Source organism: Bradyrhizobium sp. JR4.1, assembly GCF_040548605.1.
Taxonomy (GTDB): Bacteria; Pseudomonadota; Alphaproteobacteria; order Rhizobiales; family Xanthobacteraceae; genus Bradyrhizobium; species Bradyrhizobium canariense.
In genome coordinates this window covers 18,819-44,718 of sequence record NZ_JBEPRY010000024.1, presented here as the reverse complement: position 1 = coordinate 44,718, position 25,900 = coordinate 18,819, and the positions used below count along the sequence as shown (strand labels likewise).

26 protein-coding genes are annotated in these 25,900 nt (G+C 64.7%); 10 read left to right on the top strand and 16 right to left on the bottom strand.

Annotation, left to right across the window (positions count from 1 at the left end):
* Positions 1 to 36: 36 nt before the first annotated feature.
* The 8 genes from scpA to ABIB90_RS32955 all read right to left on the bottom strand — a co-directional run bounded on the left by scpA (position 37) and on the right by ABIB90_RS32955 (position 7,422).
* The gene (gene scpA / locus ABIB90_RS32990) at positions 37 to 2,193 is read right to left on the bottom strand and encodes a methylmalonyl-CoA mutase (RefSeq protein ID WP_354169476.1); all 2,157 of its coding nucleotides are present in this window, start codon (positions 2,191 to 2,193) and stop codon (positions 37 to 39) included.
* Between the two features lie 23 nt (positions 2,194 to 2,216).
* The gene (locus ABIB90_RS32985) at positions 2,217 to 2,681 is read right to left on the bottom strand and encodes a GFA family protein (protein ID WP_027516898.1); all 465 of its coding nucleotides are present in this window, start codon (positions 2,679 to 2,681) and stop codon (positions 2,217 to 2,219) included.
* A complete protein-coding gene (locus tag ABIB90_RS32980) occupies positions 2,678 to 4,549 on the bottom strand; it encodes a methylmalonyl-CoA mutase family protein (RefSeq protein ID WP_354202172.1) in 1,872 nt (623 codons plus the stop codon). Before ABIB90_RS32980 ends, ABIB90_RS32985 begins: the two co-directional genes overlap by 4 nt.
* Positions 4,550 to 4,630: 81 nt before the next feature.
* Entirely contained in the window at positions 4,631 to 5,122 is a 492-nt protein-coding gene (gene folK, locus ABIB90_RS32975) for a 2-amino-4-hydroxy-6-hydroxymethyldihydropteridine diphosphokinase (protein WP_007593548.1), read from the bottom strand.
* Between the two features lies 1 nt (position 5,123).
* A complete protein-coding gene (folB, locus tag ABIB90_RS32970; RefSeq protein ID WP_007593547.1) occupies positions 5,124 to 5,492 on the bottom strand; it encodes a dihydroneopterin aldolase in 369 nt (122 codons plus the stop codon).
* Positions 5,489 to 6,349: a dihydropteroate synthase gene (gene folP / locus ABIB90_RS32965; RefSeq protein WP_354202171.1), complete on the bottom strand. Its 861-nt coding sequence runs from the start codon at positions 6,347 to 6,349 to the stop codon at positions 5,489 to 5,491. Before folP ends, folB begins: the two co-directional genes overlap by 4 nt.
* Before the next feature lie 273 nt (positions 6,350 to 6,622).
* Positions 6,623 to 7,030 carry a DUF4332 domain-containing protein gene (locus ABIB90_RS32960; RefSeq protein ID WP_007593543.1) on the bottom strand — a complete coding sequence of 136 codons (408 nt, stop codon included), beginning with the start codon at positions 7,028 to 7,030 and terminating at the stop codon, positions 6,623 to 6,625.
* 26 nt (positions 7,031 to 7,056) lie between these two features.
* Positions 7,057 to 7,422: a DUF2267 domain-containing protein gene (locus ABIB90_RS32955; RefSeq protein WP_354169468.1), complete on the bottom strand. Its 366-nt coding sequence runs from the start codon at positions 7,420 to 7,422 to the stop codon at positions 7,057 to 7,059.
* 345 nt (positions 7,423 to 7,767) lie between these two features.
* Here ABIB90_RS32955 and ABIB90_RS32950 point away from each other — a divergent pair, with 345 nt between their 5' ends.
* The 3 genes from ABIB90_RS32950 (at position 7,768) to ABIB90_RS32940 (ending at position 12,301) form a co-directional block, all read left to right on the top strand.
* Positions 7,768 to 9,390, top strand: a complete 1,623-nt coding sequence (locus ABIB90_RS32950; RefSeq protein WP_354202170.1) for a helicase HerA-like domain-containing protein — start codon at positions 7,768 to 7,770, stop codon at positions 9,388 to 9,390.
* A gap of 133 nt (positions 9,391 to 9,523) precedes the next feature.
* Positions 9,524 to 10,852 (top strand): glycosyltransferase family 87 protein, encoded by a 1,329-nt coding sequence (locus ABIB90_RS32945; RefSeq protein WP_007593538.1) that lies wholly within the window; start codon positions 9,524 to 9,526, stop codon positions 10,850 to 10,852.
* A 54-nt stretch (positions 10,853 to 10,906) separates the two neighbouring features.
* Positions 10,907 to 12,301, top strand: a complete 1,395-nt coding sequence (locus ABIB90_RS32940; RefSeq protein ID WP_354202169.1) for a M20/M25/M40 family metallo-hydrolase — start codon at positions 10,907 to 10,909, stop codon at positions 12,299 to 12,301.
* Between the two features lie 223 nt (positions 12,302 to 12,524).
* On the opposite strand, the gene ABIB90_RS32935 is transcribed toward ABIB90_RS32940, so the two are convergent.
* Positions 12,525 to 13,304: a class II aldolase/adducin family protein gene (locus ABIB90_RS32935; protein ID WP_007593534.1), complete on the bottom strand. Its 780-nt coding sequence runs from the start codon at positions 13,302 to 13,304 to the stop codon at positions 12,525 to 12,527.
* Positions 13,305 to 13,484: 180 nt separating this feature from the next.
* Positions 13,485 to 15,134: an ArnT family glycosyltransferase gene (locus ABIB90_RS32930; protein WP_354169462.1), complete on the bottom strand. Its 1,650-nt coding sequence runs from the start codon at positions 15,132 to 15,134 to the stop codon at positions 13,485 to 13,487.
* Positions 15,135 to 15,446: 312 nt separating this feature from the next.
* Between ABIB90_RS32930 and ABIB90_RS32925 the strand changes: the two genes are divergently transcribed.
* Positions 15,447 to 16,319 (top strand): DUF308 domain-containing protein, encoded by an 873-nt coding sequence (locus tag ABIB90_RS32925; protein ID WP_354202168.1) that lies wholly within the window; start codon positions 15,447 to 15,449, stop codon positions 16,317 to 16,319.
* Between the two features lie 161 nt (positions 16,320 to 16,480).
* On the top strand, positions 16,481 to 16,897 hold the full coding sequence (locus ABIB90_RS32920) for a Ros/MucR family transcriptional regulator (protein WP_018456864.1): 417 nt from the start codon (positions 16,481 to 16,483) through the stop codon (positions 16,895 to 16,897).
* Between the two features lie 5 nt (positions 16,898 to 16,902).
* Here ABIB90_RS32920 and ABIB90_RS32915 read toward each other — a convergent pair whose 3' ends face one another.
* Together ABIB90_RS32915 and ABIB90_RS32910 are read right to left on the bottom strand one after the other, a co-directional pair.
* The gene (locus ABIB90_RS32915; protein WP_354169458.1) at positions 16,903 to 17,334 is read right to left on the bottom strand and encodes a SufE family protein; all 432 of its coding nucleotides are present in this window, start codon (positions 17,332 to 17,334) and stop codon (positions 16,903 to 16,905) included.
* A 68-nt stretch (positions 17,335 to 17,402) separates the two neighbouring features.
* Positions 17,403 to 17,828: a DUF5330 domain-containing protein gene (locus ABIB90_RS32910; protein WP_219684869.1), complete on the bottom strand. Its 426-nt coding sequence runs from the start codon at positions 17,826 to 17,828 to the stop codon at positions 17,403 to 17,405.
* A 385-nt stretch (positions 17,829 to 18,213) separates the two neighbouring features.
* On the opposite strand from ABIB90_RS32910, the gene ABIB90_RS32905 reads away from it, so the two are divergent.
* From ABIB90_RS32905 to ABIB90_RS32895, 3 genes are read left to right on the top strand one after another with little or no spacing between them, the layout of a single operon-like run.
* The gene (locus tag ABIB90_RS32905) at positions 18,214 to 20,160 is read left to right on the top strand and encodes a PAS domain-containing sensor histidine kinase (RefSeq protein ID WP_354202167.1); all 1,947 of its coding nucleotides are present in this window, start codon (positions 18,214 to 18,216) and stop codon (positions 20,158 to 20,160) included.
* Complete coding sequence (locus ABIB90_RS32900; protein WP_354202166.1) at positions 20,153 to 20,848, top strand: peptidoglycan-binding protein; 696 nt, start codon at positions 20,153 to 20,155, stop codon at positions 20,846 to 20,848. The genes ABIB90_RS32905 and ABIB90_RS32900 overlap by 8 nt, the downstream gene beginning before the upstream one ends.
* Before the next feature lie 57 nt (positions 20,849 to 20,905).
* Positions 20,906 to 21,250, top strand: a complete 345-nt coding sequence (locus ABIB90_RS32895) for a DUF1491 family protein (protein WP_007593522.1) — start codon at positions 20,906 to 20,908, stop codon at positions 21,248 to 21,250.
* Here ABIB90_RS32895 and ABIB90_RS32890 read toward each other — a convergent pair.
* Complete coding sequence (locus ABIB90_RS32890) at positions 21,247 to 22,233, bottom strand: DUF2336 domain-containing protein (protein WP_354202165.1); 987 nt, start codon at positions 22,231 to 22,233, stop codon at positions 21,247 to 21,249. The genes ABIB90_RS32895 and ABIB90_RS32890 overlap by 4 nt on opposite strands.
* 253 nt (positions 22,234 to 22,486) lie before the next feature.
* Here ABIB90_RS32890 and ABIB90_RS32885 point away from each other — a divergent pair, with 253 nt between their 5' ends.
* Together ABIB90_RS32885 and ABIB90_RS32880 are read left to right on the top strand one after the other, a co-directional pair.
* Positions 22,487 to 22,675 (top strand): hypothetical protein, encoded by a 189-nt coding sequence (locus ABIB90_RS32885; RefSeq protein ID WP_007593508.1) that lies wholly within the window; start codon positions 22,487 to 22,489, stop codon positions 22,673 to 22,675.
* 15 nt (positions 22,676 to 22,690) lie between these two features.
* Positions 22,691 to 23,452 carry a hypothetical protein gene (locus tag ABIB90_RS32880; protein WP_219684865.1) on the top strand — a complete coding sequence of 254 codons (762 nt, stop codon included), beginning with the start codon at positions 22,691 to 22,693 and terminating at the stop codon, positions 23,450 to 23,452.
* Positions 23,453 to 23,563: 111 nt separating this feature from the next.
* On the opposite strand, the gene ABIB90_RS32875 is transcribed toward ABIB90_RS32880, so the two are convergent.
* The 3 genes from ABIB90_RS32875 to ABIB90_RS32865 form a co-directional block, all read right to left on the bottom strand.
* Positions 23,564 to 24,184 (bottom strand): amino acid synthesis family protein, encoded by a 621-nt coding sequence (locus ABIB90_RS32875; protein WP_354202164.1) that lies wholly within the window; start codon positions 24,182 to 24,184, stop codon positions 23,564 to 23,566.
* Between the two features lie 9 nt (positions 24,185 to 24,193).
* A complete protein-coding gene (locus ABIB90_RS32870) occupies positions 24,194 to 25,057 on the bottom strand; it encodes a fumarylacetoacetate hydrolase family protein (RefSeq protein ID WP_035995055.1) in 864 nt (287 codons plus the stop codon).
* 94 nt (positions 25,058 to 25,151) lie between these two features.
* Positions 25,152 to 25,853 (bottom strand): GntR family transcriptional regulator, encoded by a 702-nt coding sequence (locus ABIB90_RS32865; protein WP_219684863.1) that lies wholly within the window; start codon positions 25,851 to 25,853, stop codon positions 25,152 to 25,154.
* Positions 25,854 to 25,900: the final 47 nt, after the last annotated feature.

Genomic DNA, 25,900 nt, shown 5'->3' with positions numbered 1-25,900 from the left:
ATATCACGCACTGTCCTTTCGAAGATCGATGGCGACCTACTCCGCCGCCTCGCTATGCCCGAGCCGGGCGTTCAGCTTGCGGATCAGCTCCTCGGCCGCGTCCGCGATCACCGTGCCCGGCGGGAAGATGGCTTCGGCGCCGGCCGCGTAGAGCGCGTCGTAATCCTGCGGCGGCACCACGCCGCCGACGATGATCATGATGTCGTCGCGGCCCTGCTTCTTCAGCGCGGCCTTCAATTCCGGTACGGCTGTGAGATGGGCAGCGGCGAGCGAGGAGACGCCGAGGATGTGGACGTCGTTCTCGACCGCTTGGCGCGCGGCTTCGTCGGCGGTCGCGAACAGCGGCCCGATGTCGACGTCGAAGCCGATATCGGCGAATGCCGACGCGATCACCTTCTGGCCGCGGTCGTGGCCGTCCTGGCCTATTTTTGCGACCAGGATGCGCGGGCGGCGGCCTTCCGCCTCCTCGAAGGCGTCGATCAGCGCCTGAACCTTCTCGACCCGGTTACCCATGCTGGACGCCTCCCGCTTGTAGACGCCGGTGATGGATTTGATTTCGGCGCGGTGCCGGCCGAACACCTTCTCCATCGCGTCGGAAATCTCGCCGACGGTTGCCTTCGCGCGCGCAGCGTCGATGGCGAGCGCCAACAGATTGCCGTTGCCTTCGCCGGCCGAGCGCGTCAGCGCGGCGAGCGCGGCCTCGACGTCCTTCTGGTTGCGTTCGGATTTCAGCCGCGTCAGCTTGTCGATCTGGAGTCGGCGGACATTGGTATTGTCGACCTTGAGAATATCGATCGGAGCTTCGTCGGTCGGCTTGTATTTGTTGACCCCGATCACCGCCTGCTTGCCGGCATCGATGCGGGCCTGGGTCTTGGCCGAGGCTTCCTCGATGCGCAGCTTCGGTACGCCGGCCTCGATCGCCTTGGCCATGCCCCCGAGCTCCTCGACCTCCTGGATGTGGCTCCAGGCCTTGGCTGCGAGGTCACGCGTGAGACGCTCGACATAATACGAGCCGCCCCAGGGGTCGATGATGCGGGTGGTGCCGCTCTCCTGCTGCAGGAAGAGCTGGGTGTTGCGGGCGATGCGCGCGGAGAAATCGGTCGGCAGCGCCAGCGCTTCGTCGAGCGCGTTGGTGTGCAGCGACTGGGTGTGGCCCTGCGTCGCCGCCATCGCTTCCACCGTCGTGCGCATCACGTTGTTGAAGACGTCCTGCGCGGTCAGCGACCAGCCGGAGGTCTGGCAATGCGTGCGCAGTGACAGCGAGCGCGGGTCCTTCGGGTTGAAGGGCCTCAAGAGCTTCGCCCAGAGCAGTCGCGCGGCGCGCATCTTGGCGACTTCCATGAAGAAGTTCATCCCGGTCGCCCAGAAGAACGACAGGCGCGGCGCGAAGCGGTCGACGTCGAGGCCCGCCGCAAGGCCGGCACGAAGATATTCGACGCCGTCGGCCAGCGTATAGGCGAGCTCGAGGTCCTGCGTCGCCCCGGCCTCCTGCATGTGATAGCCGGAGATCGAGATCGAATTGTATTTCGGCATCTTCTGCGAGGTGTAGGCGAAGATGTCCGAGATGATCCGCATCGAGGGCGCGGGCGGGTAGATATAGGTGTTGCGCACCATGAACTCTTTCAGAATGTCGTTCTGAATGGTCCCTGAAAGCTTCTCCGGCGGGACGCCCTGTTCCTCGGCGGCCGCAACGTAGAGCGCGAGGATCGGCAGCACCGCGCCGTTCATGGTCATGGACACGCTCATCTGGTCGAGCGGAATGCCCGCAAACAGCGTGCGCATGTCGTAGATGGAATCGATGGCAACGCCGGCCATGCCGACGTCGCCGCCGACACGCGGATGGTCGCTGTCATAGCCGCGATGGGTGGCGAGATCGAACGCGACCGAGAGGCCCTTCTGTCCGGCAGCGAGATTGCGGCGGTAGAACGCGTTGGAATCCTCCGCCGTGGAGAAGCCGGCATATTGCCGCACAGTCCAGGGCTGGTTGACATACATGGTGGGGTAGGGGCCGCGCAGATAAGGCGCGATGCCCGGGTAGGTCTCGAGGAAATCGAGTCCGGCGAGATCGGCTTCACCATAGGCGGGCTTCACCAGAATGCCCTCAGGCGTCAGCCACGGCTCGGCGCTGCCGGTCGGGGCGCCGGTGGCGGCGCGCTCGAAGGCGACGTCGGCGAAATTGGGGATGCGGCTCATGCTTTCAACCATATCATAGGCGCTCAATCATGATCCGGATGCTGATGGCTGACGATGGTTGCCATCTTCTCCGGTCCGTAATTCTGCTGCGTGGTCTGGCTTGGTAGATTGGCGATCCCGACCACCCAGCCGAGACGGGACTCGGTGCCGAACTGCCGCGTCGGCACCACGTGGTCGGGGCGGTCGAACGCGCCGGTCATGATCTCGATGCGGTCGCCGTCGATGCGGCCAAAGCTCAGCGGCGTGCCGCAAGCGGCGCAATAGCCGCGCTCGGCGATGGAGGAGGAGCGGAAGAACGAGGGCTTCCCCTTGGTCCAGGCAAAGTCCGTCTTGTTGATGTCGGCAAAAGAGGCGAACGGCGCGCCGCTGGCCTTCTGGCACATCCGGCAGTGGCAGATCGAAACCCTGTTCGGCGCCGTCATGACTCCGAAGCGCACTGCCCCGCATTGGCAGCCGCCGGTGAGAACGGGTTTGCCTGCTTCCGTCATGGCTGCTCCATCCGTCGATACGTGTCTTGCAGCGTCGCAAGCGCATCACCACCGGCAAAGACGAAGCCGGTGACGCCGGCTGCACGCAGCGCCGCCTCGGCATCGGTCGGGCGGCCTGCCAGATAGATAAGTCGGGCCCCGGCGGTTTGCAGGGCCTTCGCCGCGGCTTCTGCGTGTTCCGCATACACCTTGTCGCTGGAACAAAGGCAAGCGAGCCCGGCACCGGAGGCTTTAAAGGCTGCAGCTAACTGGGCCGGATCGGCGAAGCCCTCGCTGTCGACGGCCTGGATGCCGCCGGTCTCGAACAAGCTCTTGGCAAAGGTCGCGCGCGCCGTGAAATCGGCGGGCGTGCCGAGATTGGCCAAGAACACTTTCGGCCGCGCGCCGCGCGCCTTCAAGGCCGCATCGGATTTGTCCCGCAGCGCCTCGAACGGTTCCGCTAGCCGGATCGGCGGCAGCGCGTCGAACTTGTATTTTTGCTCGCCATAAGGCGCCAGCGCGATCGGGGTCGCCTTCAGCACCGTCGTCTCGTTCTCGTGCAGGTTCGGAAACTCGCTGGCGCCGGTCAGCACGTCGCGGCGTTTTGCGATGTTGGCGTCGCGGGCTTTTCGCGCGGCCGCGACCTTGCTCTGGAACAGGCCCTGCTGAAGCGCAGCGAAGGCGCCGCCGGCTTTCTCGCTCTCCTGGAACAGCGCCCAGGCCGCGTCGCAGAGCTGCGCGGTCAGCGTCTCGATGCCGCCTGCGCCTGCCGCGGGATCGCTGACCTTGGCGAGATTGCTCTCTTCCAGCAGCACGGCTTGCGTATTGCGCGCCACGCGCCGCGCGAACGGATCGGGCAGGCCGAGCGCCAGCGTATGCGGCAGCACGGTGATCGCGTTCGCGCCGGCGAGTCCGGCCGCAAACGTCGCCATGGTCGCGCGCAGCATGTTCACATAGGGATCGCGTTGCGTCAGCATGCGCCAGGCGGTATCGGCGGCGATGAACAGCGGTCTTGGCGTGAGCCCGCACGCCGTCTCGATACGCGCCCACAGCAGCCGCAAGGCGCGGAACTTTGCCATGGTGAGGAACTGATCTGCATCCGCCGTAAGCCGCGCATAGACCATGCCCTGCGCCTGCTCCAGCGGAACGCCCGCGCTCTCGATCGCGCGCAAATAGGCGATGCCGCAGGCGAGCACGAAGGCGAGCTCCTGCGCCTCCGAGCCACCGGCATCGTGGATCACGCGTCCGTCGGCCGATGCGAACGGACCCTTGAAGCCGAGCGCGGCCAGGCCCTTGATGCCGCCGGTGACGGCCGGAACGATCTCATCCCAGGTATAGGGGCTGTGGCCCCACACCGCGGCGGCCGCGAGCGGGTCGAGGCCGAAGCGGATGTCGCAGGCGGCGGGATCGATGCCGTTGCTCTTCACATATTCCGCGACGTGGATCGCCGCCATCCGCGATTGCGGACCGATCTCAAGCTCCAGCCCGATGCCGGCATCGAGATGGATGTTCTTCAAGATCTTTGCGACTGCGTCCGCGGTCGGTTCCAGCCCGAAACCGTGAGCGGCATTGCCGCCGGCGAACACCAGCGCAAGCCCTGTCGCGCCATTTTCGAGATCGGTCAGTGCCTGCGCATTCGCCGCACTTGCATCGGGATGGTCGATCCGCTGCATGATCTGCCAGGGCGCCGCCGCCGGCCGCCCCACCACGGGCGCAACACCTTTGGCGCGCGGATAGAGCGGCTCGATCTTGAGTCCGTCATAGGTCTTGCCGACCAGCTTCTCGAACGGCGCGCCCTTCAGCACGCCATCGACCAGCTTGCGCCAGTCTTCGACGGTCGCCTTGGGAAAATCCGCCGCCAGCGGCAGGTCGTCAGTCGCGGAGGTCATGCGGCGAGGGGCTCCCGAAAATCTTGTTGTTCGCAGGCGAAATTGCCACGGCCGGCCGTCCCTGCAAACGGTTGTTTTTGGTTAACCGGTATCCGGAAGCCGCTCAATGCCTTGTGTCGAGACGCTGGCGAGACCGTCATGGACACGAATGCCTGCGATCACGCGGTCGGGCGCGATCTCGGCCAGCGGCACCAGCACAAAGGCGCGCTCGAACAGGCGCGGATGCGGCAGGGTCAGATCGGGTTTCTGCATCGAGACGTCGTCATACGCGATCATGTCGAGATCGAGCGTGCGCGGGCCCCAGCGCCGCTCCTTATCGCGCATGCGGCCGAATTTCTGCTCGACCTTCTGCATCACGAACAGCAGCGCATGCGGATCGAGATCGGTCTCGATCTCGACGCAGGCGTTGATGAAGGGAGCCTGGTCCTCGTCGCCCCAGGGCGGCGTCGCATAGTCCGACGAGCGCGCGATCAACGCCGCCTGCGCCATGCCGCAGATATGGGCGATCGCCTTCTGGAAGGTCGCGCGGACATCGCCGACATTGCCGCCGAGCGCGATCAGGACGCTTGCCATGTCAGGGGTGCCGCGAGCGCGTCAGCATGACGCCGACGTCGTCGAAGATCGCGGCGATCGGCGCATGCGGCTTGTGCACGGTGATCTTGACCGCACGGATGCGCGGAAAGTGCGACAGGATGGCGTCGGCGACCGCGCCGGCCGCGCGCTCCAGCAGCTTGTAGTTGGTGTTCTTGAAGGCCGCGGTGGTGGTCGCCACGACGTCGGCGTAGGACACGGTGTCGGCGAGCCGGTCGCTGCGGGAAGGCTCCGACAGGTCGGTATAGAGCTCGAGGTCGATGACGAAGCGCTGGCCGACTTCCGTTTCGTGCTCCATCACGCCGTGGCGGGCATGGATCGACAGGCCGCTCACGAAGATCGTATCGGTCATGGCTTGCTCTCGATTGCGTGCGCCACTCGCAGGGCCTGCAAGGTCTCGGCGACGTCATGGGTGCGGATGATTTTCGCGCCGCGCTGCGCGGCGATCAGATGCGCGGCGATCGAGCCGGCGAGCCGCTCTGTCGGCTCCGACGGCGACACCGAGGCGATGAAGCGTTTTCGCGAGGCACCAACGAGGATCGGCAGGCCGAACATGTCGAATTCACGCAGCCGCGCTAGCGCGGTCATGCTCTGTTCGGCCGTCTTGCCGAAGCCGATGCCGGGATCGAGCACGATCTTGTCGCGGGCGATGCCGGCTTGTGCCGCGATATCCAGCGAACGCTGAAAGAACGCCTTCATGTCCGCAATGATGTCGATGGCGGGATCGACGTTGTCGCGGTTGTGCATGACGATGACGGGGACGCCCTTCGCGGCCACCGTCGGCGCCATGCCGGCATCGCGCTGCAGGCCCCAGACGTCGTTGGCGATCGCCGCACCCTGGGCGAGCGCGAAGGCCACCACCTCCGCCTTCATGCTGTCGATCGAGACCGGCACGCCGAGCGCCACGATGTCCGATAGCACCGGCCTCAGCCGCGCCAGTTCGTCTTCCGCCGTGACCGGCCGCGCGCCCTTGTAGGGCCGGGTGGACTCGGCACCGATATCGATGATGTCGACCCCGGCCTCGATCATCGCCCGTGCCCGCGCGAGCGCCTGCTCGGGCGCGATGAATTCGCCGCCGTCGGAGAATGAATCCGGGGTGACGTTGAGCACGCCCATCACCGCCGGGATCGGCCGCTCCAGCAGCGTCCGCAGCACGTCAGGCCCGACTGAACCGGCCGCCGGGACGGATGGGGAGGGCGAGGCATTCATGCGGCCCGCTTTAGCGGTCGGGGAGGGGGAGTCAAGACGGGAAGGCGTGGGTTGCCAGCGTTGGGCAGGGCGTCGCACACCCTCGCTGTCATTGCCCGCGAAGGCGGGCAATCCAGTATTCCAGTGACAGCACCGCGATACGGAGGAGCCGCGGCGTACTGGATACCCCGCTTTCGCGGGGTATGACGGCGGAGTTGGGGGATGCATCGTTGCCCATCGGGCAAAACGATGCCGAGAGAGTAGCGCCCACTCCGTATGCGGAGAGGGGCAACCCTAATACGAAATCTTAGGCGGCAGCTTCTTCGCTTTGGCGATGATGTCGCCGACCGACTTCTCCGAGGGCAGGATGCGGAGCAGCTTTTTCTTCTCGTTGGCGTCCCGCATGCTCTGGGCGAGCCTTGCCGGATTTCGGTAGGCGAGCTCGCGCACGGTGGTGACGCCGGCGGCGCGGACTAGGCCGACCTTGGCCCTGCCCATGCCGGGAATGCGCATGTAGTCGGAGACGTTGGCCCATTCCAGCAGCAACTGCTCGCTGATGCCGGTCTTGGCGGAGAGCGCCTTGCGGCCCTTTACGGTCGAGGCCGCCTCGAGCAGCGCATCGGTGGTGCGGATACCGTGCGCCTTCAACTTGTTGGCGGCAAAGGCCGACAGGCCCTCAATCTCGGAGATCGGATATGTCATGATACTCGATGTGAAATGCGCAGGCGTCAGGCGAACTGGCTGAGGCCCGGGGTCCCCGCGATGATCTTGCTCATCTGATCCGCTCCGATTTTGTCTCGGCCGAAGCGAAAAAGTTCACGGGCGACGTTCTGAATCTCGGACATGCCGAGTCCCATGCCCATCAGGCGCGTGCCGACCGCCATCAGGCCGCCGCCCATCAGCCGCGACAGTCCTCCGCCGCTGCGGGATGCCTCGATTGCCGCTTCTGCACCTGGAATCTGGTCGATGAGTACCTGGACGCTGTCGGAAGGACCCTCGTTGCGGAGGAAGCCCAGGATAATGCCGACGGTCTTTTCAGCGACAGCACTATCTATGCTGGCGTTTGTCGCCAGCCGCCCGATTAGCTCGTCCATATGGCCGCCCCTCAGCCGGTTCACATGCCGGAGTATTGCTTTCGAAAATGATCTTGAGCCGGTGTGATGTGAAATACAAGCGATGAACGCCATCAACGTTCCGATTCAGTTCGAACGCGCGAGAAGTGTTGCAGCGATGCAAGAGCGGAGATGAAATCGGCAAAAAAATGCCGCGATGCGAATGCGTCGTTCCTACTTTCGGCGGATGTCACCCGCATGTTTCCGACGATGTCGCATGCCCGGAGTGCGTTGAATGGTTTCAATCAGCGCGCGATATGCGTTAAACTACGGAACTGGTGCATTCGAGTTTCGATATGCGAAACAGGGCAGAGAGATCAGGGAATAATGACCGCACAGGACAGCAAGCTCGGTGATACCGACGAGAAGATCTTCGTCGGTAAAGGAAACGAGCAGGCATGGCTGACGTTGGCATTCGCCAATCGCCATGGCCTCGTCACGGGTGCAACCGGAACCGGCAAGACGGTCTCGCTGCAAGTGATGGCGGAAGGATTTGCGCGCGCCGGTGTTCCGGTCTTCGCGGCCGATATCAAGGGCGACCTCTCGGGCATCTCGGAGGTCGGCGAAGCCAAAGATTTCATCGTCAAGCGCGCCACCGAGATGGGACTGACGTTCGAGCCCGACCAGTTCTCGACGGTGTTCTGGGACGTGTTCGGCGAGCAGGGCCACCCGGTGCGGGCGACCGTCACCGAAATGGGCCCGCTGCTGCTCGCACGTATGCTCGACCTGAACGACGTGCAGGAAGGCGTGCTCAACGTCGCCTTCCGTGTCGCCGACGACAACGGGCTGACGCTGATCGACATGAAGGATCTGCGCGCGCTGCTCGATGCCATCGTGCCCGATGCCGGCAAGAAGGGGGCGGATGCCGAGGAGAGTCCGCTTGCCGAGATCAAGAAGGCGGCGCAGGGTTTTGGCAACGTCACCAAGGCCACGGTCGGCACCATCCAGCGCCAGCTTCTGGTGCTGGAGAACCAGGGCGCCACCAAATTCTTCGGCGAGCCGGCGCTGACGCTGAAAGACTTCATGAAGACCGACCGCGACGGCCGCGGCATGATCAACATCCTCGTCGCCGACAAGCTGCTGCAGAGCCCACGGCTTTACGCGACATTCCTGCTGTGGATGCTGTCGGAGCTGTTCGAGGAACTGCCCGAGGCCGGTGACCTGCCCAAGCCGAAGCTGGTCTTCTTCTTTGACGAGGCGCATCTGTTGTTCAACGACGCGCCCAAGGGGTTGATGGACAAGATCGAGCAGGTGGTGCGCCTGATCCGCTCCAAAGGCGTCGGCGTCTATTTCGTGACGCAAAACCCGGTCGACGTGCCCGACCGCGTGCTCGGACAATTGGGCAACCGGGTGCAGCACGCGCTCCGCGCCTTCACCCCGCGCGACCAGAAGGCGGTTGCCGCCGCGGCCCAGACCTTCCGTCCCAACCCGAAACTCGACACCGCCAAGGTGATCATGGAGCTCGGCAAGGGCGAGGCGCTGGTGTCCTTTCTCGAAGGCAACGGCACGCCGGCGATGGTCGAGCGGGTGATGATCCGGCCGCCATCGGCCCGGATCGGACCGATCACGTCCGAAGAGCGCAAGGCGATCATGGATGCAAGCCCGGTGAAGGGCAAATACGACACCGCCGTCGATGCAGAGTCCGCCTACGAGATGATCCAGAAGCGCATTGCCGGCACGGCTGCGACTGTGGATGCTTCGGCGGGCGGCGGAGGCGGCGGCATCCTCGGCCAGATCGGCTCGATCGTCGGCACCATCTTTGGCACCAACGTCAAGCGCGGCCGCCTGTCGACGGGCCAGGTCATCGCGCGCGACATGACCCGATCGGTCACCAATCAGGTGATCGGGGGGATGGCCGCCAATATCGGCAAGTCGGTCGCCGGCCAGCTTGGTGGCTCGATCGGCCGCACGCTGGTCCGCGGCGCGCTCGGCGGCTTGCTGCGCAGGTAGGCAGAAAGCCTCGTTTGAGGCAATTCCTCCGCAAACCCGCCGCTTGTGCGCGGTGGGTACAAATTCGGGTGATCAGGACTCTCCAAGCGTCCGTCGGTCTGCTAGGTGCTATGGCCCCTGACTGGACCACACCGTGACCTCACCTGAATCTTTCGTTCGACCCGGCACATTCCGAAGACTGTCGCTACGTGCGCCGCTCGACCTGCTCTTCCTGCTCTGCTGCTTCATCCTGGCTGCCGATGTCCTTGGTCCCGAGATCTTCGGGCACGGCAAAACCAAGGACTACGGCCTGTGGTACTGGGCCGGGCAGCAGGTCTTGAAGGGTGGGCCGCTCTATCCCGGCGACATCCACCAGTACTTCGAGTTCATCTACCCACCGCTGCCGGCGATCCTGCTGGCAGTCCCGAGCTGGTTCGGCAAGATCGCGCTCTACAGCGTGCTGTCGGTCCTGAATATTGCGGCGTGGTGGTACACCGGGATGCTCTCCAATGCCATGACCGGTTCGGGCCGCACGCCTGGCCCCTGGCTGGAGGCACTACCAGCTGCCGTGACCGTGACCTTCGTGTTTGACATGTTCGATCTTGGACAGCCGAACCTCGTCCTGCTGGCGATCATGCTCTACGGCTTCTGGAGCTTGCAGCATCAGCGCTCCTGGCTCGCAGGCTTCATGTTCGCGCTCGCCACCGCGATCAAGGTGTTTCCCATTGCGGTGCTGCCCTATCTGGTCTGGCGGCGAAAGTGGGGAGCCGCCGTCGCTACGGTCGCCTTCACCGGCATACTTCTCTACATCGTGCCGGCTCCCATTCGCGGCTTCGAGCGCAACGCCGCCGAGGTCAAGACCTGGTATCAGGGCATGGTCGGGTCGAGCTCGGAAAAAGGATTTGGCCAACGCGACGAGCAGAACTGGTCGTGGGTGAACCAGTCACTCATTGCTGTCACGCACCGGCTGGTCCGGCCAATCAACTACAATCAGGAGGATCCCAACAAGCCGCCGCGCACGATGAATGTCATCGACGTCGATTACAGGACGGCGAACTGGATCGTGCTGGCGCTGTCGGCGTTGCTTGGACTCGGCTTCGTCGCGGTCATGCCAGGGCGAGCGCGGCGTACGGCGCGCTCGGACGCCGAGGAGCTCGGCATCCTGTTCTGCCTGATGACGGTGGCATCGCCGCTGGCGCGACAATACTATTTCATGTGGCTGTTCTTCCCGATGACGGTGCTGATGCATCGTGCCGCCTTCGACGAGCGGGCGAACGTACGCCTGGGAACCTGGCTCGCCCTTGGCGCCGCCGGCATCCTCATGCTGCTGGCGCTGCCGTGGTTTCCCAATGTCTTCCAGGCCTGGGGCAATAACCTCGTCGCCACGGCGATCCTCGCAGCTAGTCTCGCATGGCACATCCGGCATCCGCCGGTTGCGGCTGGCCCCGACGCCGCGGCAGCGCTAAAAGCCGATAGTTCTTGAGAAGACATCTTTGAGTCCCGACGTCTTGGGATTCGAACGCAGGGAATACGACCAATGGCAAATGCGCAGCTTCAATCCGTGCTCGACCACATCGACAAGGAGTTCGACAACAGCCTGGAGCGTCTGTTCTCGCTGTTGCGGATCAAGTCGATCTCCGCCGATCCGGCCTTCGCGGCCGATTGCAAAGCGGCGGCCGAGCATCTTGCCAGGGACATCGCGAGCCTCGGCGTTGCGACTGAAGTGAGGCCGACCGCCGGCCATCCCGCGGTCGTCGGCAAGAGCGTCGCGGGCGGCCGGCCGCATGTGCTGTTCTACGGCCACTATGATGTGCAGCCGGTCGATCCGCTCGAACTCTGGCACCGTCCGCCATTCGAGCCTGTTGTCACCGACCATGCCGACGGCCGCAAGATCATCGTGGCGCGCGGCGCCGAGGACGACAAGGGCCAGGTCATGACCTTCGTCGAGGCCTGCCGCGCCTGGAAGAAAGTGACGGGGTCACTGCCGATCGACGTCACGTTCCTGATCGAAGGCGAGGAAGAAGTCGGCTCGAAGAACTTCGTGCCCTTCATCGAAGCCAACAAGGACGAGTTTAGGGCGGACTACGTGCTGGTCTGCGACACCGGCATGTGGGACCGCAACACGCCGGCGATCACGACCTCGCTACGCGGTCTGCTCTATGAGGAGCTCAAGATCACCGCCGCCAATCGCGACCTGCATTCCGGCGTGTTCGGCGGCAGCGCGATGAACCCGATCCGGGTGCTGACCAAAATTCTCGGCGGGCTGTTCGACGACGACAATCGCATCACCATTCCGGGCTTCTACGATGGGTTAAAGGACACGCCGCCGGACATTCTCGCGCAGTGGAAGAAGCTCGACTTCACGCCGGACACGTTCCTCAAGCCCGTTGGGCTATCGATACCGGCCGGCGAGAAGGGCAGGCTCCTGGTCGAGCAGGCTTCCACACGTCCGACCTGTGACGTCAACGGCATCTGGGGCGGTTATATCGGTGAGGGCTCGAAGACGGTGATCCCGTCGCACGCGTCGGCCAAGGTCTCGTTCCGGCTGGTCCAAGGGCAGGATCCTGCGAAGATCCGCAAGGCTTTCCGTGAGTACGTGACGGCGCGCATTCCGGGAGACTGCAAGGTCGAGTTCGGCGATCACTCTGCCGGGCCTGCGATTGCGCTCGACTGGAACATGAAGCCGCTCGCCGCGGCCAAAACCGCGCTGACCGAGGAATGGGGCAAGGAGACCGTGCTGATGGGCTCGGGCGCCTCGATCCCGATCGTCGCCGACTTCAAGCGCGCGCTGGGGCTGGATTCGCTGCTCGTCGGTTTTGGCCTCGACGACGACAACATCCACTCGCCGAACGAGAAGTACGACCTCCGCAGCTTCCAGAAAGGCATCCGTTCCTGGGCGCGCATCCTCGCGGCGCTGGCGGAGGTGAAGTAGGGCGCTCTTTATCCTCGTCGTTGCGAGTGCGTAGGGTGGGCAAAGGCGCAAAGCGCCGTGCCCACCATCTGTCCCGGATCGCGATCGGCAATGGTGGGCACGCTTCGCTTTGCCCACCCTACGAGACCTTACAAATAAAAACGCCGCCCGGAATTGGGCGGCGTTTCATTCCAAAAGGCGTAGAGGTTCGTTGAACGCTACCCTACACCAAATCTCGAAAATTTCAAGACCGGTAGCCCGGCAGCTCGCGGTCCAGCTTGCGCAGCAGCGGCGGCCACACGAGGTTGGTGGCGCGCAACTCGGCGCGGTCGCGGTTGGCGAGCAGCTCGGTATTCTTGTCGATCGCGACATCGTCGACCGGGTAGACCGGCGTGCCCAGCGCGCGCGTACGCACCTGCATCGAGCAGGCGCGCTCAAGGTGATACATGCGCTCGAAGGCCGAGGCCACCGAACGGCCGACCGTCATCGTGCCGTGGTTGCGCAGCAGCATGTGGTTGTGGTCGCCGAGGTCCTTCTGCAGCCGCGGCCGCTCGTCGTGGTCGAGCGCGATGCCCTCGTAGTCGTGATAGGCGAGGTCGTGGGTGACGAGCTGGGCGGTCTGGTTCAGCGGCAGCAGGCCTTCGGCGCTGCTCGAGACTGCGGTGCCGTCGAGGGTGTGGAGATGCAGCACGCAGATGGCGTCCTCGCGCACCTCGTGGATCGCCGAATGGATGGTGAAGCCGGCGGGGTTGATGCTGTACTCGCTCTCGGAGAGCTGGTTGCCGTGCAGATCGACCTTGACCAGGCTCGACGCCGTGATCTCGTCGAACATCAGCCCGTAGGGGTTGATGAGGAAATGATGGTCAGGGCCGGGCACGCGCGCGGAGATATGGGTGTCGACCAAATCGTCCCAGCCGTAGAGCGAGACGAGACGATAGCATGCGGCGAGATTGACCCGTTGCTGCCACTCGGCCTCCGTCATGTTCGACGGCACTTCCTTCAGGCGCGCTTCCGCTGGCGACATGGTCGATCTCTCCGAACATCGTTGTTGCGGGGAGGGAGCGTAGTCCTGCCGCGAGCTGCCAGCAAGGCACACAAAGCGCGGCAGTCCAGCGTAGCCCGCATGAGCGAAGCGACATGCGGGGCTGCCTGATCGGCCCCGGATGTCGTTGCGCTCATCCGGGCTACGGTCCGGAGGAATTTACTACGGCGCCGGGATCGAGAGCAGGCTCGAAATGCTGCTGCCGCGGATGTCGTAGACGCGGGCGAACACCACGTCGTCGCGCTTGATCTCGACCAGCACGGGCGCGGTGAGGCCCTTGCAGTAGAACTCGCCGAGAGTCATGGCGAAATCGGCGGCATTGGAATCCCAGCCGATGGTGAAGTCGGGCCCGAGCGCGACCTGGGCGGGGCGCTGCGGACCGCACACCGCGACCTTCCATTTGCGGTTTCGCGGCGGCACTTCCTGGCGTTCGACCAGCTGCTCGCGCAATTCGTCCGAGGCCTGCTTCAGCGCCAGACCCCAATAATCCAGCATGAAGCGGTCGTCGGCGCCGCGCACGGTGCCGGCGATGTGGTTGAAGTGGGTGTATTGATAGGGATGCAGGCGGATCATCTCGGCGAGCGAGAGCGCCAAGCCAAAGCAGAAGGTGGCGAGCACGACCGGCTGCCAGGTGCGGTGATTGGCGCGCAGGCGCTCCATGGCCCAGCCAAAGGCGACGCCGCCGAGCACCGCCATCGGCGGGATCACGAAGACGAAATGGCGAATGCCGTTGTACAGCGCCGGGCGCTTCACCATCGCAATCGCGAGCGGCAGCGTCGCGGCGAGCGTGAGCATCAGCAGGATGGTCTTGCGGCGGGCTGGAACCTCGCGGCGCGGCAGCAGTGCGAAGGTGCCGATCACGGCGCCGAACATCAGCACCAGCATCACCTCGGGCAACTGAAGCGCGAACAGCGTCGGCAGATAGGACCAGGGCATGTCGGGCACGGAAACGATCGCGCCGTCGAACATCTCCTTCCAGGGTTTCTCGAAGAAGTGCGAGAAGTAGGTCAGCGCCTCGAAGGGATTGCCGGGCTCCATGATCGACCACGGCCAGATCAGCCCCATCACGAGATAGCCGAGCACGAGGCCGGGCAACAGCACGTAGACGACATAAGCGAAGCGTCGGACCGATTCACGCAGGCCCTCGGTGCGCAGTTCCTCCAGGAACAGCGGCATGAAGCCGATCACGGCATAGACCAGCGCAAGGCCGCCGAGGACGCGGGTGCCGAGCGAGAGGCCGGCGCCAAGGCCGACGATCAGGATCGTGCGCGGCGACGGCTGCGGATATTCCTCGGCAAGGCGGACGAGGCCCAGCATCAGGATGATCATGGCCACCGCGAAGGGCGCATCCTTCGGGTTCATGAACATGTGGCCGTAGAAGATCGGGCAGAGCGCGAGCAGCAAGAGTGAGGCAAGTCCCGCAAGGGGACCACCGACACGGCGGCCAAGCCGCCACGTCACCGCAAGTCCGATCACGCCGACTACGGCGCCGAGCAGCCGGCGCGTCTCGAACAGCTCGAGCGGAATCACCTTGTGCAGGAGGGCCGCGACCATGTCGAAGCCGCCGCCATACATGTAGAGGTTGGCAAAGGAGAGGGCCGCGGTGTCCTTGAAACCGGAACCGAACATGCGCAGCAGCAGATCGGCGTATTCGGCGTGGGTGTAGTCGTCCCAGCCGAGCCCGTAGTCGCGGAAGGTCAAGCCTGCAATGACGGCGACCGCAGCCAGCACCAGCATGGCGAGATCGTCGCAAGTCCGTTCAACCGAGCGCCGCAGAGGCGTGTCGATCGCCGAAGTCGTGATGGATGTCATGGCTATTGGTGACCCGGAATCCCCTCTTGGCCCTGCTGGTGCGCGCGGGCCTGCTCCCCGGAATCCCTATAGCGCAGTTCCATTAGCAAGTAATTGGGCATTATGGCTAATTCCTGATGCGACGCAGCAAATCCGGCCAAACTTGAGAGCGGCCTAAAGTAGCGAGCCGTAGCTGAAGGGAATGTGAATAAGTCCCTGATTTCCTTTCCTTTAGGAACGCAGGTTATAATTCGACGTTGGCGTGGAACACCGGATGACGGTATCGTGGCGTGACGAGGGTCGCGTGTGGCTGCGCGGCCAGGGGTGAGTTCGATGGCGTTGGCATTGTTGATCGCGGGGATTTTCGCCATTTTGGCGGGCCTCCTTGCGATCCTGTTCGGCTTCACCGTCAGGGAATTCAGTCTCGGCAGTACCCTCATAATCGCCGGTACCATCGGCGTCTGCTCCGGAATGTTACTGGCCGGCCTCTACGTCGTGGTCGCGGAATTGAAGGGCATGGCCCGCCGGCTGGCTGGATCCATCGCACCGTCCGACGTTCGGGTCAGGCCCGTGCTGCCGGGTCTCGGGATGGCTGGAACGCCTGGCCCCGCGCCTGAGCCGGGCGCAGAGAAGATCGAGCCGGCGCCGCCATTGCCGGCCGCAGGACCGCCGCCCTGGCAGAACGAAGCAGCCGCGCGCGAGCGTCCGCGCGCCGAGCCTCCGCCACCGCCGGAAGCTCCGAGCCCGCCGGAGGTTCCGGAACCGCCGCGCCGGCGCAACCTGATGTTCGCCTCGACCTCCCGCAAGGAGCGCGAGCGCGCCGAGGCGAAGACCGGCGAGGGCTTGCCGCCGCTGCCGCATGCCGAGCCGTCGGCGGAGCCTGCCGCCCCGGAGACGCCGCCTGCGAGCTTTGACGACGCCTGGCCGAAGCCGGACCGTATGAGGCCTCCGGAGGCGCCGGCCGCCTCGCGGCGCCCGCCGCCGCGCTCGCCGTCGACCTTCGCGGAGACTGCTCCGCCGCCCGCACCGGAGCCGGCGGCCTCGGCCGAACAGGCGCCCGTGACCGTGCTCAAATCCGGCATCGTCGACGGCATGGCCTATTCGCTCTACTCCGATGGCTCGATCGAAGCCCAGATGCCGGAGGGGATGATGCGCTTTGCCTCGATCGACGAGCTGCGCTCCCACCTCGACCAGCGTGGGGCCTGAGAAAGCTGGCGCAGGCAAAGTAAAGCGCTGGCGTTCTTGTTGCTTCGTCAGTAAATCAGCCGATACTCCTCAGTCATTCCATTCAGCCGAACGTATTGTTGACACGGAATACTCTGACGTCGTCTCTCCCGTGAGAGGCAAGGTGGAGAAAGGCGGGGCCGATGTCGGATGCTGGGGCTAAGAATTTCGTTGAGCTGACGGCGGGCATCGTGTCGGCCTATCTCAGCAACAATCCAACGCCTGCGGCTGAGATTCCGAACCTGATCAGCCAGGTGCATGGCGCGCTGGTGCGCGTTTCGTCAGGCCGCACCGAGACGGCGCCGCTCGAGCCCGCGAAGCCGGCGGTCTCGCTGAAGAAGTCGATCGCGCCCGACTATCTGGTCTGTCTGGAAGACGGCAAGCGCTTCAAGTCGCTGAAGCGCCATCTGCGCACCCAATACAACATGACGCCGGAGCAATATCGCGAGAAATGGGGCCTGCCGGCCGACTATCCCATGGTCGCGCCGAACTATGCGGTGGCCCGCTCGCAGCTTGCGAAGCAGATGGGACTGGGACAGCAGCAGCGGAAGCGGAAGTAGAGTTTCTACGACGCTTCCGCGAGCGCCTCTTTCGCGTCGGTCTTGATGCGCTCGACCATCGAGCGCAGGCCGTTGGAACGCTGCGGCGTCAGATGATCGCGAAAGCCGAACTCGTCGAATACGGCAATGGCATCGGTCGCAAGAATCTCCTGCGGCGTGCGGCCGGAGTAAAGCGACAGCACGATCGCGACCAGCCCGCGCACGATGTGGGCGTCACTGTCGCCGCGATATGTCAGGACCGGCGGCCCGCCATCGCGACGATCGATCAGCTTCTGAAGCCAGACCTGGCTGACGCAGCCATTCACCTTGTTCTCGGCCGAATGCTCCGCCTCGGACATCGGTTCCAGGGTGCGGCCGAGCTCGATGACGTACCGATAGCGGTCGTCCCACTCGTCCAGAATCTCGAAATTAGCCCTGATTTCGTCGATCGTCGTCATGCTGGCCCAAAGTTCCCGTTCAGGCCAATATAGGGACGCAAAGCGCCGAAATCGATAGGGTTTGGGCGCTAATTCGCCGTCGCGGGCGCCGGACCGCGCCATTCCAGCGCGAGGTCGTCCTGGGACAGGGTGTCGCGCGGCGCCTCGCTGGTTGCGGTGTCGCCTTCACCGGCCAGCGCGATCGAGCCGGTGTGGTCGGGCGCCTTCTTGTCGGGCTTCTCGAGCTGCTCTTTTTTGTCGTTGATGATCTGGTAGATCTTCTTCGCGCCGTCCTGCGCGCGCTGGCCGATGATGGTCGCGGCCTGTCCGCCGACCTCGCAAGCCGCCGGCTGGCGCTTGCAGAACTGGGTCATGTCGGAAACAGCCGCGGTCGCAGCCTGCACCGCGTCGGCAGCGCCGATCTGCGGCAGCTTGTCCGATTCGGGCGTCTTGTCTCGCGGCAGGAGCACCAGCACCAGCCCGAGCCAGAATGTGATGCGAAGCAGAAAGCGCATCTTGCGACCTGTATGTTAGATCCCGCCGCGGCGATCTCCGCGGATGTCGGACCTAGCAACTCTCGATAAATCGCAAGTGATTGCCTTCCGCTTAATTCGCGGAAAATTGACGCAAGAATCTTCGCAATCGACGGTCTCGTAAATTTTCGATTGACGTCCACGCGCCGTGATTCTGCCGCCGCGCCCGTCCACCATTTCGAAACCATGCGGATCGCAGTGAAACCCTGTGTTCACCATCCTCGCCGATGACGTCGTCAAATCGCCTAAAAAGCCCTGCGATGACACCGCGTCCGGCGGCGCGCCGCGCTGCCTTAGTGTTCGTTTAAGGTCGCTCTGACACGGTGGCTCAACGATAAGGAGGCGTTCCGGCGCGTCTTCCCGACGAATGAGCCGAAGCGCGAGACCCGTGACAGTTTTGAGTATCATCCGCGATTGTCTCGATGCGCTGCTGCATCCCTCCGCGCGTTACGACGCGCTGACGCGAGCGCGCCATCGTGCTTTCATGGCCCCGCGGCTGCTCGGCAGCCTGGCCGCCTTCGCCGCATTCCCGGTCTATCTCGCCATGCGCGGCGCGCCGAGCGCGATCGAGGTCGCTGCCTTCGCCTGGCTGATTGCGCCGATCCTGTTGTCCTGGTTCCTGTCGCGCACCGGCCGCTACGAAGGCGCGCATGTGCTGTCGTCGCTGGCGCTCACGGGCCTGATCATGGCGGTTGCGGTGACGACCGGCGGCATCGAATCATTCGCCGCGATCTGGCTGGTCGTGGTTCCCCTCGAAGCTGCGCTGTCGGCCTCGCGCCGCGTCGCGGCCTTTGCATCGCTGCTGGCGCTGTCCTGCGCCGGCATTCTCATCCTCGTCAGCCAGCTCGGCTGGCTGCCGATTGGCGACACCAGCGCTGCGGAACGCGGCGTGCTGATGGCGTTCGGCGTCGCCTCGGCGACGCTCTATGCGGCAGGTCTGGCCTTCGGTGCGGAATCGCTCGCGCGCACCAGCGTTGCGCTGCTGTCGCGTGAGGAAGAGCGTTACCGTCTCCTGGCGCGGAATATGAGCGACGTCATCTCGCGGCATCAGCGCAACGGCGCGGTGCAGTTCATTTCACCGGCGGTGGAAGCCATGCTCGGTGTGCCCGTCGCGCAACTGCTCGGCCATGGCCTGTTCGATCGCGTCCATGTCGCGGATCGCCCGGCGTATCTGACGGCGCTGTCCGATGCCGCGCGCGGCGAGGTGCGCAGCGTCGAGTTCCGGTTGCGCCGGGAGCGTGCCGGCTCGGAGCGCGGCCAGGTTGATTTCATCTGGGTCGAGATGCGCTGCCGCCCGCTCGATCGGGATATGGGCCGTGATACCACGCGCGAGGCCGATGTTGTCGCCGTGATGCGCGATGTCACCGACCGCAAGCTCGGAGAGCAGGCGTTCGATCAGGCGCGCAGCGCTGCAGAGGCGGCCGACGCCGCCAAGACGCGCTTCCTTGCCACCATGAGCCATGAGCTGCGCACGCCGCTCAACGCCATCATCGGCTTCTCCGAGATGATCACGCAGGAGCAGACCTTGATGCTGGGCGCGGCCCAGCGGAGGGAATACGCCCAGCTCATCAACGATTCCGGCAAGCATCTGCTCTCGGTCGTCAACGGCATCCTGGACATGTCCAAGATGGAATCGGGTAATTTCGAGATGGCGTCGGAACCGTTCGCGCCGCGTGCATCATTGATGCACTGCTGCAATCTGCTGGCGCTGAAGGCGCGGGAGAACGGCGTCGATCTCGTCACCGATGCGCCGCAGGACCTGCCTGTGATGACCGGCGATCCGCGCGCTTTCAAGCAGATCGTGCTCAACCTCGTCGCCAACGCCGTCAAGTTCACCGAGCGCGGCGGTCAGGTCACTGTAACAGCGGCGGTCTCGGGCTCGCAGCTTGCGCTACGCGTCAGCGACACCGGAATCGGCATCGCACCTGACGATCTCAAGCGCATCGGCGCGCCATTCTTCCAGGCCGGAAAAACCTATCAGCGTCGTCACGAAGGCACCGGCCTCGGACTTTCGATCGTGAAGAGCCTCGTGGCGTTGCATCTCGGCGAATTGACGGTACAAAGCAGGCTCGGCGAGGGAACTGCCGTCACCGTCAAGCTGCCGCTCGTCTACACGCCGCAGGCCAAGATTTCTGATGCCAAAACTTCTGATACCAAGATTTCTGAGGCCAAGATGTCCGACAGCAAGGCGAGCGAGAGCAAGATCGCGACCTTGACGCCGGTGCTGCGCCAGGAACTTCAGCACCAGGAACTGCAGGACCATCCTCACGACCAAGTTCAGGACCAACCCGCTTTGGTGAAGAAAAGTGCCTAAGAAGTCTGCCAAGGACCAAGCCGCGCCGCGCCGCCGTGGCGCCAAGGTCGCAGTCATCGATGTCGAGACCGAGCGCAATCTCGTGCTGCGCGTGCTGCTGCATAGCCCCAAGGATACGCTCGCCGGTTTCGTCGCCGTGGCCGCTATCGGCGCGATCGTTGCCAACGCGCTGTTCCTCCAGACCGGGCGGCATCCGGCGCCGATGTTCGGCACCGTGATCAATCTTCCCGCGCCCTCGTCCCTGCCGCTGTCGAACCCCTTGCCCCGTTCGCGTCCGGTCGGGGCCGATACCTCGCCGCTCGAGCCGAGAGCGACGGAGTTTCGTGCCGAGCCCAGACCTGCGGACAAGCCGCCGGAGAGGCCTGTCGAGGCGACCGCATCGACGCCGCGCTCAGGCGATCCCATGACCAATCTGGTCAAGCAAACGATTTCGGCGCCGCCCTCCGTTGCGCGTCCGCCGGCGCCGATCCCCGTGCAGCAGAGCGCGGCGGCGCGGCGCATCGCCGGCGTGCAGCGCGCGCTGTCCGAATATGGCTACGGGAACTTGAAGATCACGGGCGCGATGGGTGGCGAGACCCAGTCCGCGATCCAGAAATTCGAGCGCGAGCACAAGATGCAGGTCACCGGCCAGCTGTCCGACCGCCTGCTCCGCGAGCTCGGCGCCGCGATCGGCCACCCCGTCGAATAGTCGTTGCTGTTGTGCGAAGGCTGGTGCTGATTGCAGCGCTGTCCTATCGTGGCCACCATGCGTTTGAAATCAAACATCTGGGTCTCAGCCTATCTGCGCCGGTGCCAGACCGAGGGCGTGTACGGCGCGGTGCGTCGTCGCGGTGCGGAGGAGGCGGGTGCGGTGTTCGTGAAGATCTCGCTGCTTGACGGCAATGCGATGCTCTATGTGCCGGCGCCGCAGACCTCTTATGACGACGGCCGGCCGGTCGATCGCTTCTTCGTGCCGTTTGCGCCGCAGCCGATGCCGGAGCCTGCGGTGGAGGAGCGCCTGACCAAGGAGATCCGCTTCGACTCCGACATCTGGATCGTCGAGACCGAAGACCGCGCCGGGCGGCATTTTCTCGAGCTGGCGAAGACCTAACGATCCGATCCGTCAGTCCCCGTCCGCACCGCAGGCGCGGAGCCGGGCTGCACGCCCGGGCGTGTCTGGCTTGCGCCCGCACGCGCGCGCTGGCGCTCGCTGTCATGCAGCGACGGCTGGTACTTGGCGCGGGTGACGGCGAGCGTCGAGCCGCGCCAGGCAGCCAGCATCACCAGCGCTGCGCGGTCGCTGAGGCGATCGTAAAGACGCGACAGCCGGTACACGTCGGTCACGGAGTTGCCGATCTCCGGCTTGAAGAACAGCAGGATGCGCTGAAACACCGGGCTCGGCATATCGAGCGCGCGCGCGGCGACCGCGAGCGCTTCGCCGCTTGCATCGTCGACGATCTGGGCTGCGACGCGCGAGGGCAGGATCAGGCTGTCGCCGAGCTCGAAGCTGAAATTCTCGACATCGCCCGCGATCGCCGCCATCTCGAGGATCTGGATCGCGCGCTTGGCGCGCACGGTCGGAATCCGCGGCGCGGCCTTCAGCGGGGTCTCCGCCAGATTGTGCAGGATCAGCGCGCGCTCGGCGGTGCCGGCGCGGAAGAACATGTCGTAGATCTCGGCCGCGTCCTTTGGCTGCATCGCCATGTTCGAGGCCATGCGCAGCTCGGCGTCGGTTGGCGTGCGAACCGGCAAGGGGGCGGGAGGCGGGGCAGCGGCGGGCGCCGGGATTTCGCGCGCGAGCGGAACCCTGCGGCCCTCCTGCGCGGCCGACAGTCCGAGCTTCTGCATGATCGGGGCGGGCGTCGACGGATAGATCGCAAGCCGGGCCTTGACGGCCGCGCGCGTCGCGTCGTCGACCTGGTCGATCAGTCGTGTGGCGAGCTCGACGAACTGGCGCTGCTCGTCGTCGCTATGGGTGCTCGACTGGACATAGAGGTCGGTCAGCACGCGCAGCAGTGTCGGACGAACATCGACGCCTTCGCGACGGGAGAGGGTCATCAGCCCGTCGAATCCTGGAAACAACGACTTGGTCATGGAGAGATACGCGACCTGGAAGAGATACTCGCCGCCAGCCTATCGCGGGCTCCTTTAAAGGCTCGTTAAGGAAAACGAGGCGTGAAGCCGAACGCTTGCTTTGAAGCGTTCTCGTGCCGCAACGGGACGGCGGGTCGCGCCCGTGCGGTTACGGTCCCGCCGGCACGTTTACACCCCGTTAACCATGAACTGATCTTAATGAATGCATGTTGCAGAGGCGCGCCGGGTCGCGCGGCAATTGAAGAGAGCTGATATGGGGACCATCATCGAATTTCCGGCCGGTCGCCGGGTGAGCGCGTCGGGGGACGTGGCTCCGCGCGCGGACATGGGCACGATTTTGATCCTTCCCGTGATCCGCATCGAGCGCGAGAGCGACGAGCCAAGCGGCGATCACGGGCCGGAGCAGGGCACAGCGCCGGGGCGCCGTCGTCGTCGCCGTTAGCCTTCGGCCTTTGTAATGCCGGAGAACCTCCGCCAGATCCGGCCCGTCGTAACGGCCATCATGCTCGCAGTGCTGGGTGCGACGCTTGCCGCCTGTAGCGGCGGCGATTTCGGCCGCACCCGCGCCGACATGCGCAGCGACGACATGCATCGCTGGCTGGGCGCGGAAGTCACCTCCAGCGTTGGCCTGAAGCCATCCCAATTCCAGCTCACCGACGAGGAGCGCCAGCTTCGCGACCTCGCCTATCCCCTGATAGAGCCGCCATTGTCGCGGCCCGCCTGGAAGAGCGTGTTCGGCGACTACAAGGCGCTGCCCTCGCCCTGGCGGCAAAAGATCGTGTTCGACCGCACCATGTACGGTCGCACGCTGATCGACGAGCCGCACCGTTCGCATTCTTCGCGCTATACACAGCTGATGGAGGACGTGCGCAACGACATCACCCGCTTCGAGCCGTTCTTCGCCTCCGCGATCCGCGTCATCGACCTCGACAAGAAGCGCAATGCCAGCATGGCGCGTGTCTCTTCCCTCTCGCCGCAGGAGAAAGAGGACGCGATCGAGCGCATGCAGGAGAATTCGCTGATCATCCAGTGGGTGCAGCAGTGCCTCGAGCAGCGCGTCTCATCCTATCGCTGGGGTCTGGAGCGGCTGGTGATCCAGGCGCCCGACGGCATGGCCGCCGATGCCGACCGCCTCATCGGCGAGCTCGCCGCCCAGACCGCCAACCCGCCGGTCGCGGGTCAGCCGCCCTACGGCCGCGCGGTCGTCTCCAAAGGCTGATCGTTTCAAGGGTTGATCGTTTTACGGCAGCGCGCCGGCCCTTGATTGCGTCGGTCAAGCGCGCTGCTTCGGCAGGTTGCCGACAAAATCCTTCAGCGCATCGTGCGCCCGTCAGCGCTGTCCGTCGTGCACGGAGATCGCGGATGCCGCAAGGCCGCCGATGCGCGCGTGAGGCCGGCCGCCGGTCGCCATCACGAGCCCGAAGGCGATCTCGTCGCGCCGTGATGAATCCCACAGCGTCATCTCCGCGGTGCCGAAATGGCTGCGGACATAGGCGGCGTGAATGTGCCCGAGCGGAACCATGAGCCGCGTGCCCGGACCGCCGATGGTCTTCGCCGCCGGAACGATCGCCTTGGGCTGACCGAGCACCTCGCGCATGCCCTGGCCGCCGGCCTCGTGCCAGACCGCGCCGTGCTCGAGCTCGCCATCCTCGCCGACGATGATGCCCTTGCCATAGGCTTCGATCTGCGCGGCACCGCCGAGCTGCGCGATCAGCCGTGTCGCGAGCTCGCGCCCGAGCTCGCGCAAGGATGCCTGAAACGGCATCAGGTCGGGTTCGAAGCGGCCCGAAAACGGATTGCGGATGACCGCGATGGCCGTTCCGACCAGCAGCGGCTTCTCCAGGCGGGGGCCGCGCTCGTGCCAGATCGTCTCGACGCTGAGCGCGGTCTTGCGGATGTCATGGGAGATGTCTTGGGACGCGTCTTGAGGCGACAAATCTTGGGACGACATGCGCTGGCTCTATGCTTCGTCGACGACGGGATTGCGCAGCACGCCGATGTTCTCGATCTCGACCTCGACCACGTCGCCGGGCTTGAGGAAGACCGGCGGCTTGCGGGTGAAGCCGACGCCGGCCGGCGTGCCGGTGGCAATGACGTCGCCGGGGACGAGGTCGAAGATGGTCGAGCTGTACTCGATCAGCCGCGGGATCGAGAAGATCAGCATCGAGGTGTCGGAGGATTGCACCACCGCACCGTTGACGCGCGTCTCGAGCTTCAATTTGGTGGGATCGCCGATCTCGTCCGGCGTGACCAGCCAGGGACCGAACGGGCCGGTGCCGACGAAGTTCTTGCCGGAGGCGATCTGCTGGGCGTGACGCTGCCAGTCACGCACGCTGACGTCGTTGTAGATCGAATAGCCCGCCACGTGATCCCAGGCGTCGGCCTGGCTGATGTGACGGCCACCCTTGCCGATGACGACGGCCAGCTCGCCCTCCCAGTCGAAATTGTCCGAGACTTTTGGCCGGACTACCGGCGCGTTGTGCGCGACCTGGGAGCGCCAGACCCGGAGGAAGATCGGCGGAAACTCCGTGATCTCACGCTTCATCCCGAACGCCACGGCTTCATTGTGGTGGTCGAGATAATTGCGCACGGCGCAGACGATCTTCTCCGGACGCGGGATCACCGGCAGATATTTGACGTCACTGAGCGCCATCGTGGGCTTGTGCCCGGCGACGATGGCCTCGCGCCGCGCATAATCATCGCTGCCGAGGAAGTCCGCGAGAACAGGGTATTGGGGCAGGGCGCGGCCGAGATCCACGACGCCATTTTCGACAACGGCGCCCCAGCTTTCCCGATTTCCGTCCAGAAATGACAGTAGTTTCATGGTTTCGCCCCAAAGGTTGGCATTTTCGATTTTATCTATTATTTTCGAAAATACGTCGTGACGCAAGCCCAGGGCGATAAAAAGCCGGTGCAGCCTATTCGGTATCGAGCAGGTGCGCGGCGTACGTCGCGACGTTGTCGGCGGTCGAGCGGATATGTGCCTCGATCAGTTGCACCGCGAGATCCGGATTGCGCGAGATGGCGGCCTGCATGATCGCCTGGTGCTCGCCGGCCTTGTCACGTGGGCGCGGCCGGAAATTGGCCGACAGATGCCGATAGCGCTCGGCGCGATCGAACAGATCGGCGCGAATGGCGAGCAGTGTCGCGGAGCCGCAGGCGGACACCAGCGCCTGGTGGAATTGGCGGTGGGCGATCTTCCATTCGGGATCGCGCAACGGATGTTCGGGATCGCGCTGCTCGATTCGCTTCAATCTGTGGAGGGTCGAGATGACGGCGATCTCCCAGTCGTCGTCGCCCCTCTCGATCGCGCGGCGGATCAATTCCACCTCGATCAGCACCCGCGCATCGGTGACTTCTACCAGGTCCTGACGGCTGACCGGCGCCACGCGAAACCCGCGCTGCTCCTGCGCGTCGACCAGACCTTCGGCGGTAAGCGCCGTCAGTGCCTCGCGCAGCGTCGTGAAACTGACGCCGAATCGTTCGCGCAGCACGTCGAATCGCAGCGGCTCGCCCGGCGCCAGGCCGCAGGCAATGATCTCCTCGCGCAGCCGATGAGTGATGTCGGCGGCAACGGTCTTTCCGAATTCCTTGCGGGGGCGAATGGCGCTTTCGGACATGGTTTCTGTCATTGAATCGATGGCTCAACATGCCGCGCCAACGACCA

Coding starts and splice junctions, on each gene's coding strand:
- scpA (WP_354169476.1), bottom strand. CDS start 2,193: ATGAGCCGCATCCCCAATTTCGCCGACGTCGCCTTCGAGCGCGCCGCC.
- ABIB90_RS32985 (WP_027516898.1), bottom strand. CDS start 2,681: ATGACGGAAGCAGGCAAACCCGTTCTCACCGGCGGCTGCCAATGCGGG.
- ABIB90_RS32980 (WP_354202172.1), bottom strand. CDS start 4,549: ATGACCTCCGCGACTGACGACCTGCCGCTGGCGGCGGATTTTCCCAAG.
- folK (WP_007593548.1), bottom strand. CDS start 5,122: ATGGCAAGCGTCCTGATCGCGCTCGGCGGCAATGTCGGCGATGTCCGC.
- folB (WP_007593547.1), bottom strand. CDS start 5,492: ATGACCGATACGATCTTCGTGAGCGGCCTGTCGATCCATGCCCGCCAC.
- folP (WP_354202171.1), bottom strand. CDS start 6,349: ATGAATGCCTCGCCCTCCCCATCCGTCCCGGCGGCCGGTTCAGTCGGG.
- ABIB90_RS32960 (WP_007593543.1), bottom strand. CDS start 7,030: ATGACATATCCGATCTCCGAGATTGAGGGCCTGTCGGCCTTTGCCGCC.
- ABIB90_RS32955 (WP_354169468.1), bottom strand. CDS start 7,422: ATGGACGAGCTAATCGGGCGGCTGGCGACAAACGCCAGCATAGATAGT.
- ABIB90_RS32950 (WP_354202170.1), top strand. CDS start 7,768: ATGACCGCACAGGACAGCAAGCTCGGTGATACCGACGAGAAGATCTTC.
- ABIB90_RS32940 (WP_354202169.1), top strand. CDS start 10,907: ATGGCAAATGCGCAGCTTCAATCCGTGCTCGACCACATCGACAAGGAG.
- ABIB90_RS32935 (WP_007593534.1), bottom strand. CDS start 13,304: ATGTCGCCAGCGGAAGCGCGCCTGAAGGAAGTGCCGTCGAACATGACG.
- ABIB90_RS32930 (WP_354169462.1), bottom strand. CDS start 15,134: ATGACATCCATCACGACTTCGGCGATCGACACGCCTCTGCGGCGCTCG.
- ABIB90_RS32925 (WP_354202168.1), top strand. CDS start 15,447: ATGGCGTTGGCATTGTTGATCGCGGGGATTTTCGCCATTTTGGCGGGC.
- ABIB90_RS32920 (WP_018456864.1), top strand. CDS start 16,481: ATGTCGGATGCTGGGGCTAAGAATTTCGTTGAGCTGACGGCGGGCATC.
- ABIB90_RS32915 (WP_354169458.1), bottom strand. CDS start 17,334: ATGACGACGATCGACGAAATCAGGGCTAATTTCGAGATTCTGGACGAG.
- ABIB90_RS32910 (WP_219684869.1), bottom strand. CDS start 17,828: ATGCGCTTTCTGCTTCGCATCACATTCTGGCTCGGGCTGGTGCTGGTG.
- ABIB90_RS32905 (WP_354202167.1), top strand. CDS start 18,214: ATGAGCCGAAGCGCGAGACCCGTGACAGTTTTGAGTATCATCCGCGAT.
- ABIB90_RS32895 (WP_007593522.1), top strand. CDS start 20,906: ATGCGTTTGAAATCAAACATCTGGGTCTCAGCCTATCTGCGCCGGTGC.
- ABIB90_RS32890 (WP_354202165.1), bottom strand. CDS start 22,233: ATGACCAAGTCGTTGTTTCCAGGATTCGACGGGCTGATGACCCTCTCC.
- ABIB90_RS32885 (WP_007593508.1), top strand. CDS start 22,487: ATGGGGACCATCATCGAATTTCCGGCCGGTCGCCGGGTGAGCGCGTCG.
- ABIB90_RS32880 (WP_219684865.1), top strand. CDS start 22,691: ATGCCGGAGAACCTCCGCCAGATCCGGCCCGTCGTAACGGCCATCATG.
- ABIB90_RS32875 (WP_354202164.1), bottom strand. CDS start 24,184: ATGTCGTCCCAAGATTTGTCGCCTCAAGACGCGTCCCAAGACATCTCC.
- ABIB90_RS32870 (WP_035995055.1), bottom strand. CDS start 25,057: ATGAAACTACTGTCATTTCTGGACGGAAATCGGGAAAGCTGGGGCGCC.
- ABIB90_RS32865 (WP_219684863.1), bottom strand. CDS start 25,853: ATGTCCGAAAGCGCCATTCGCCCCCGCAAGGAATTCGGAAAGACCGTT.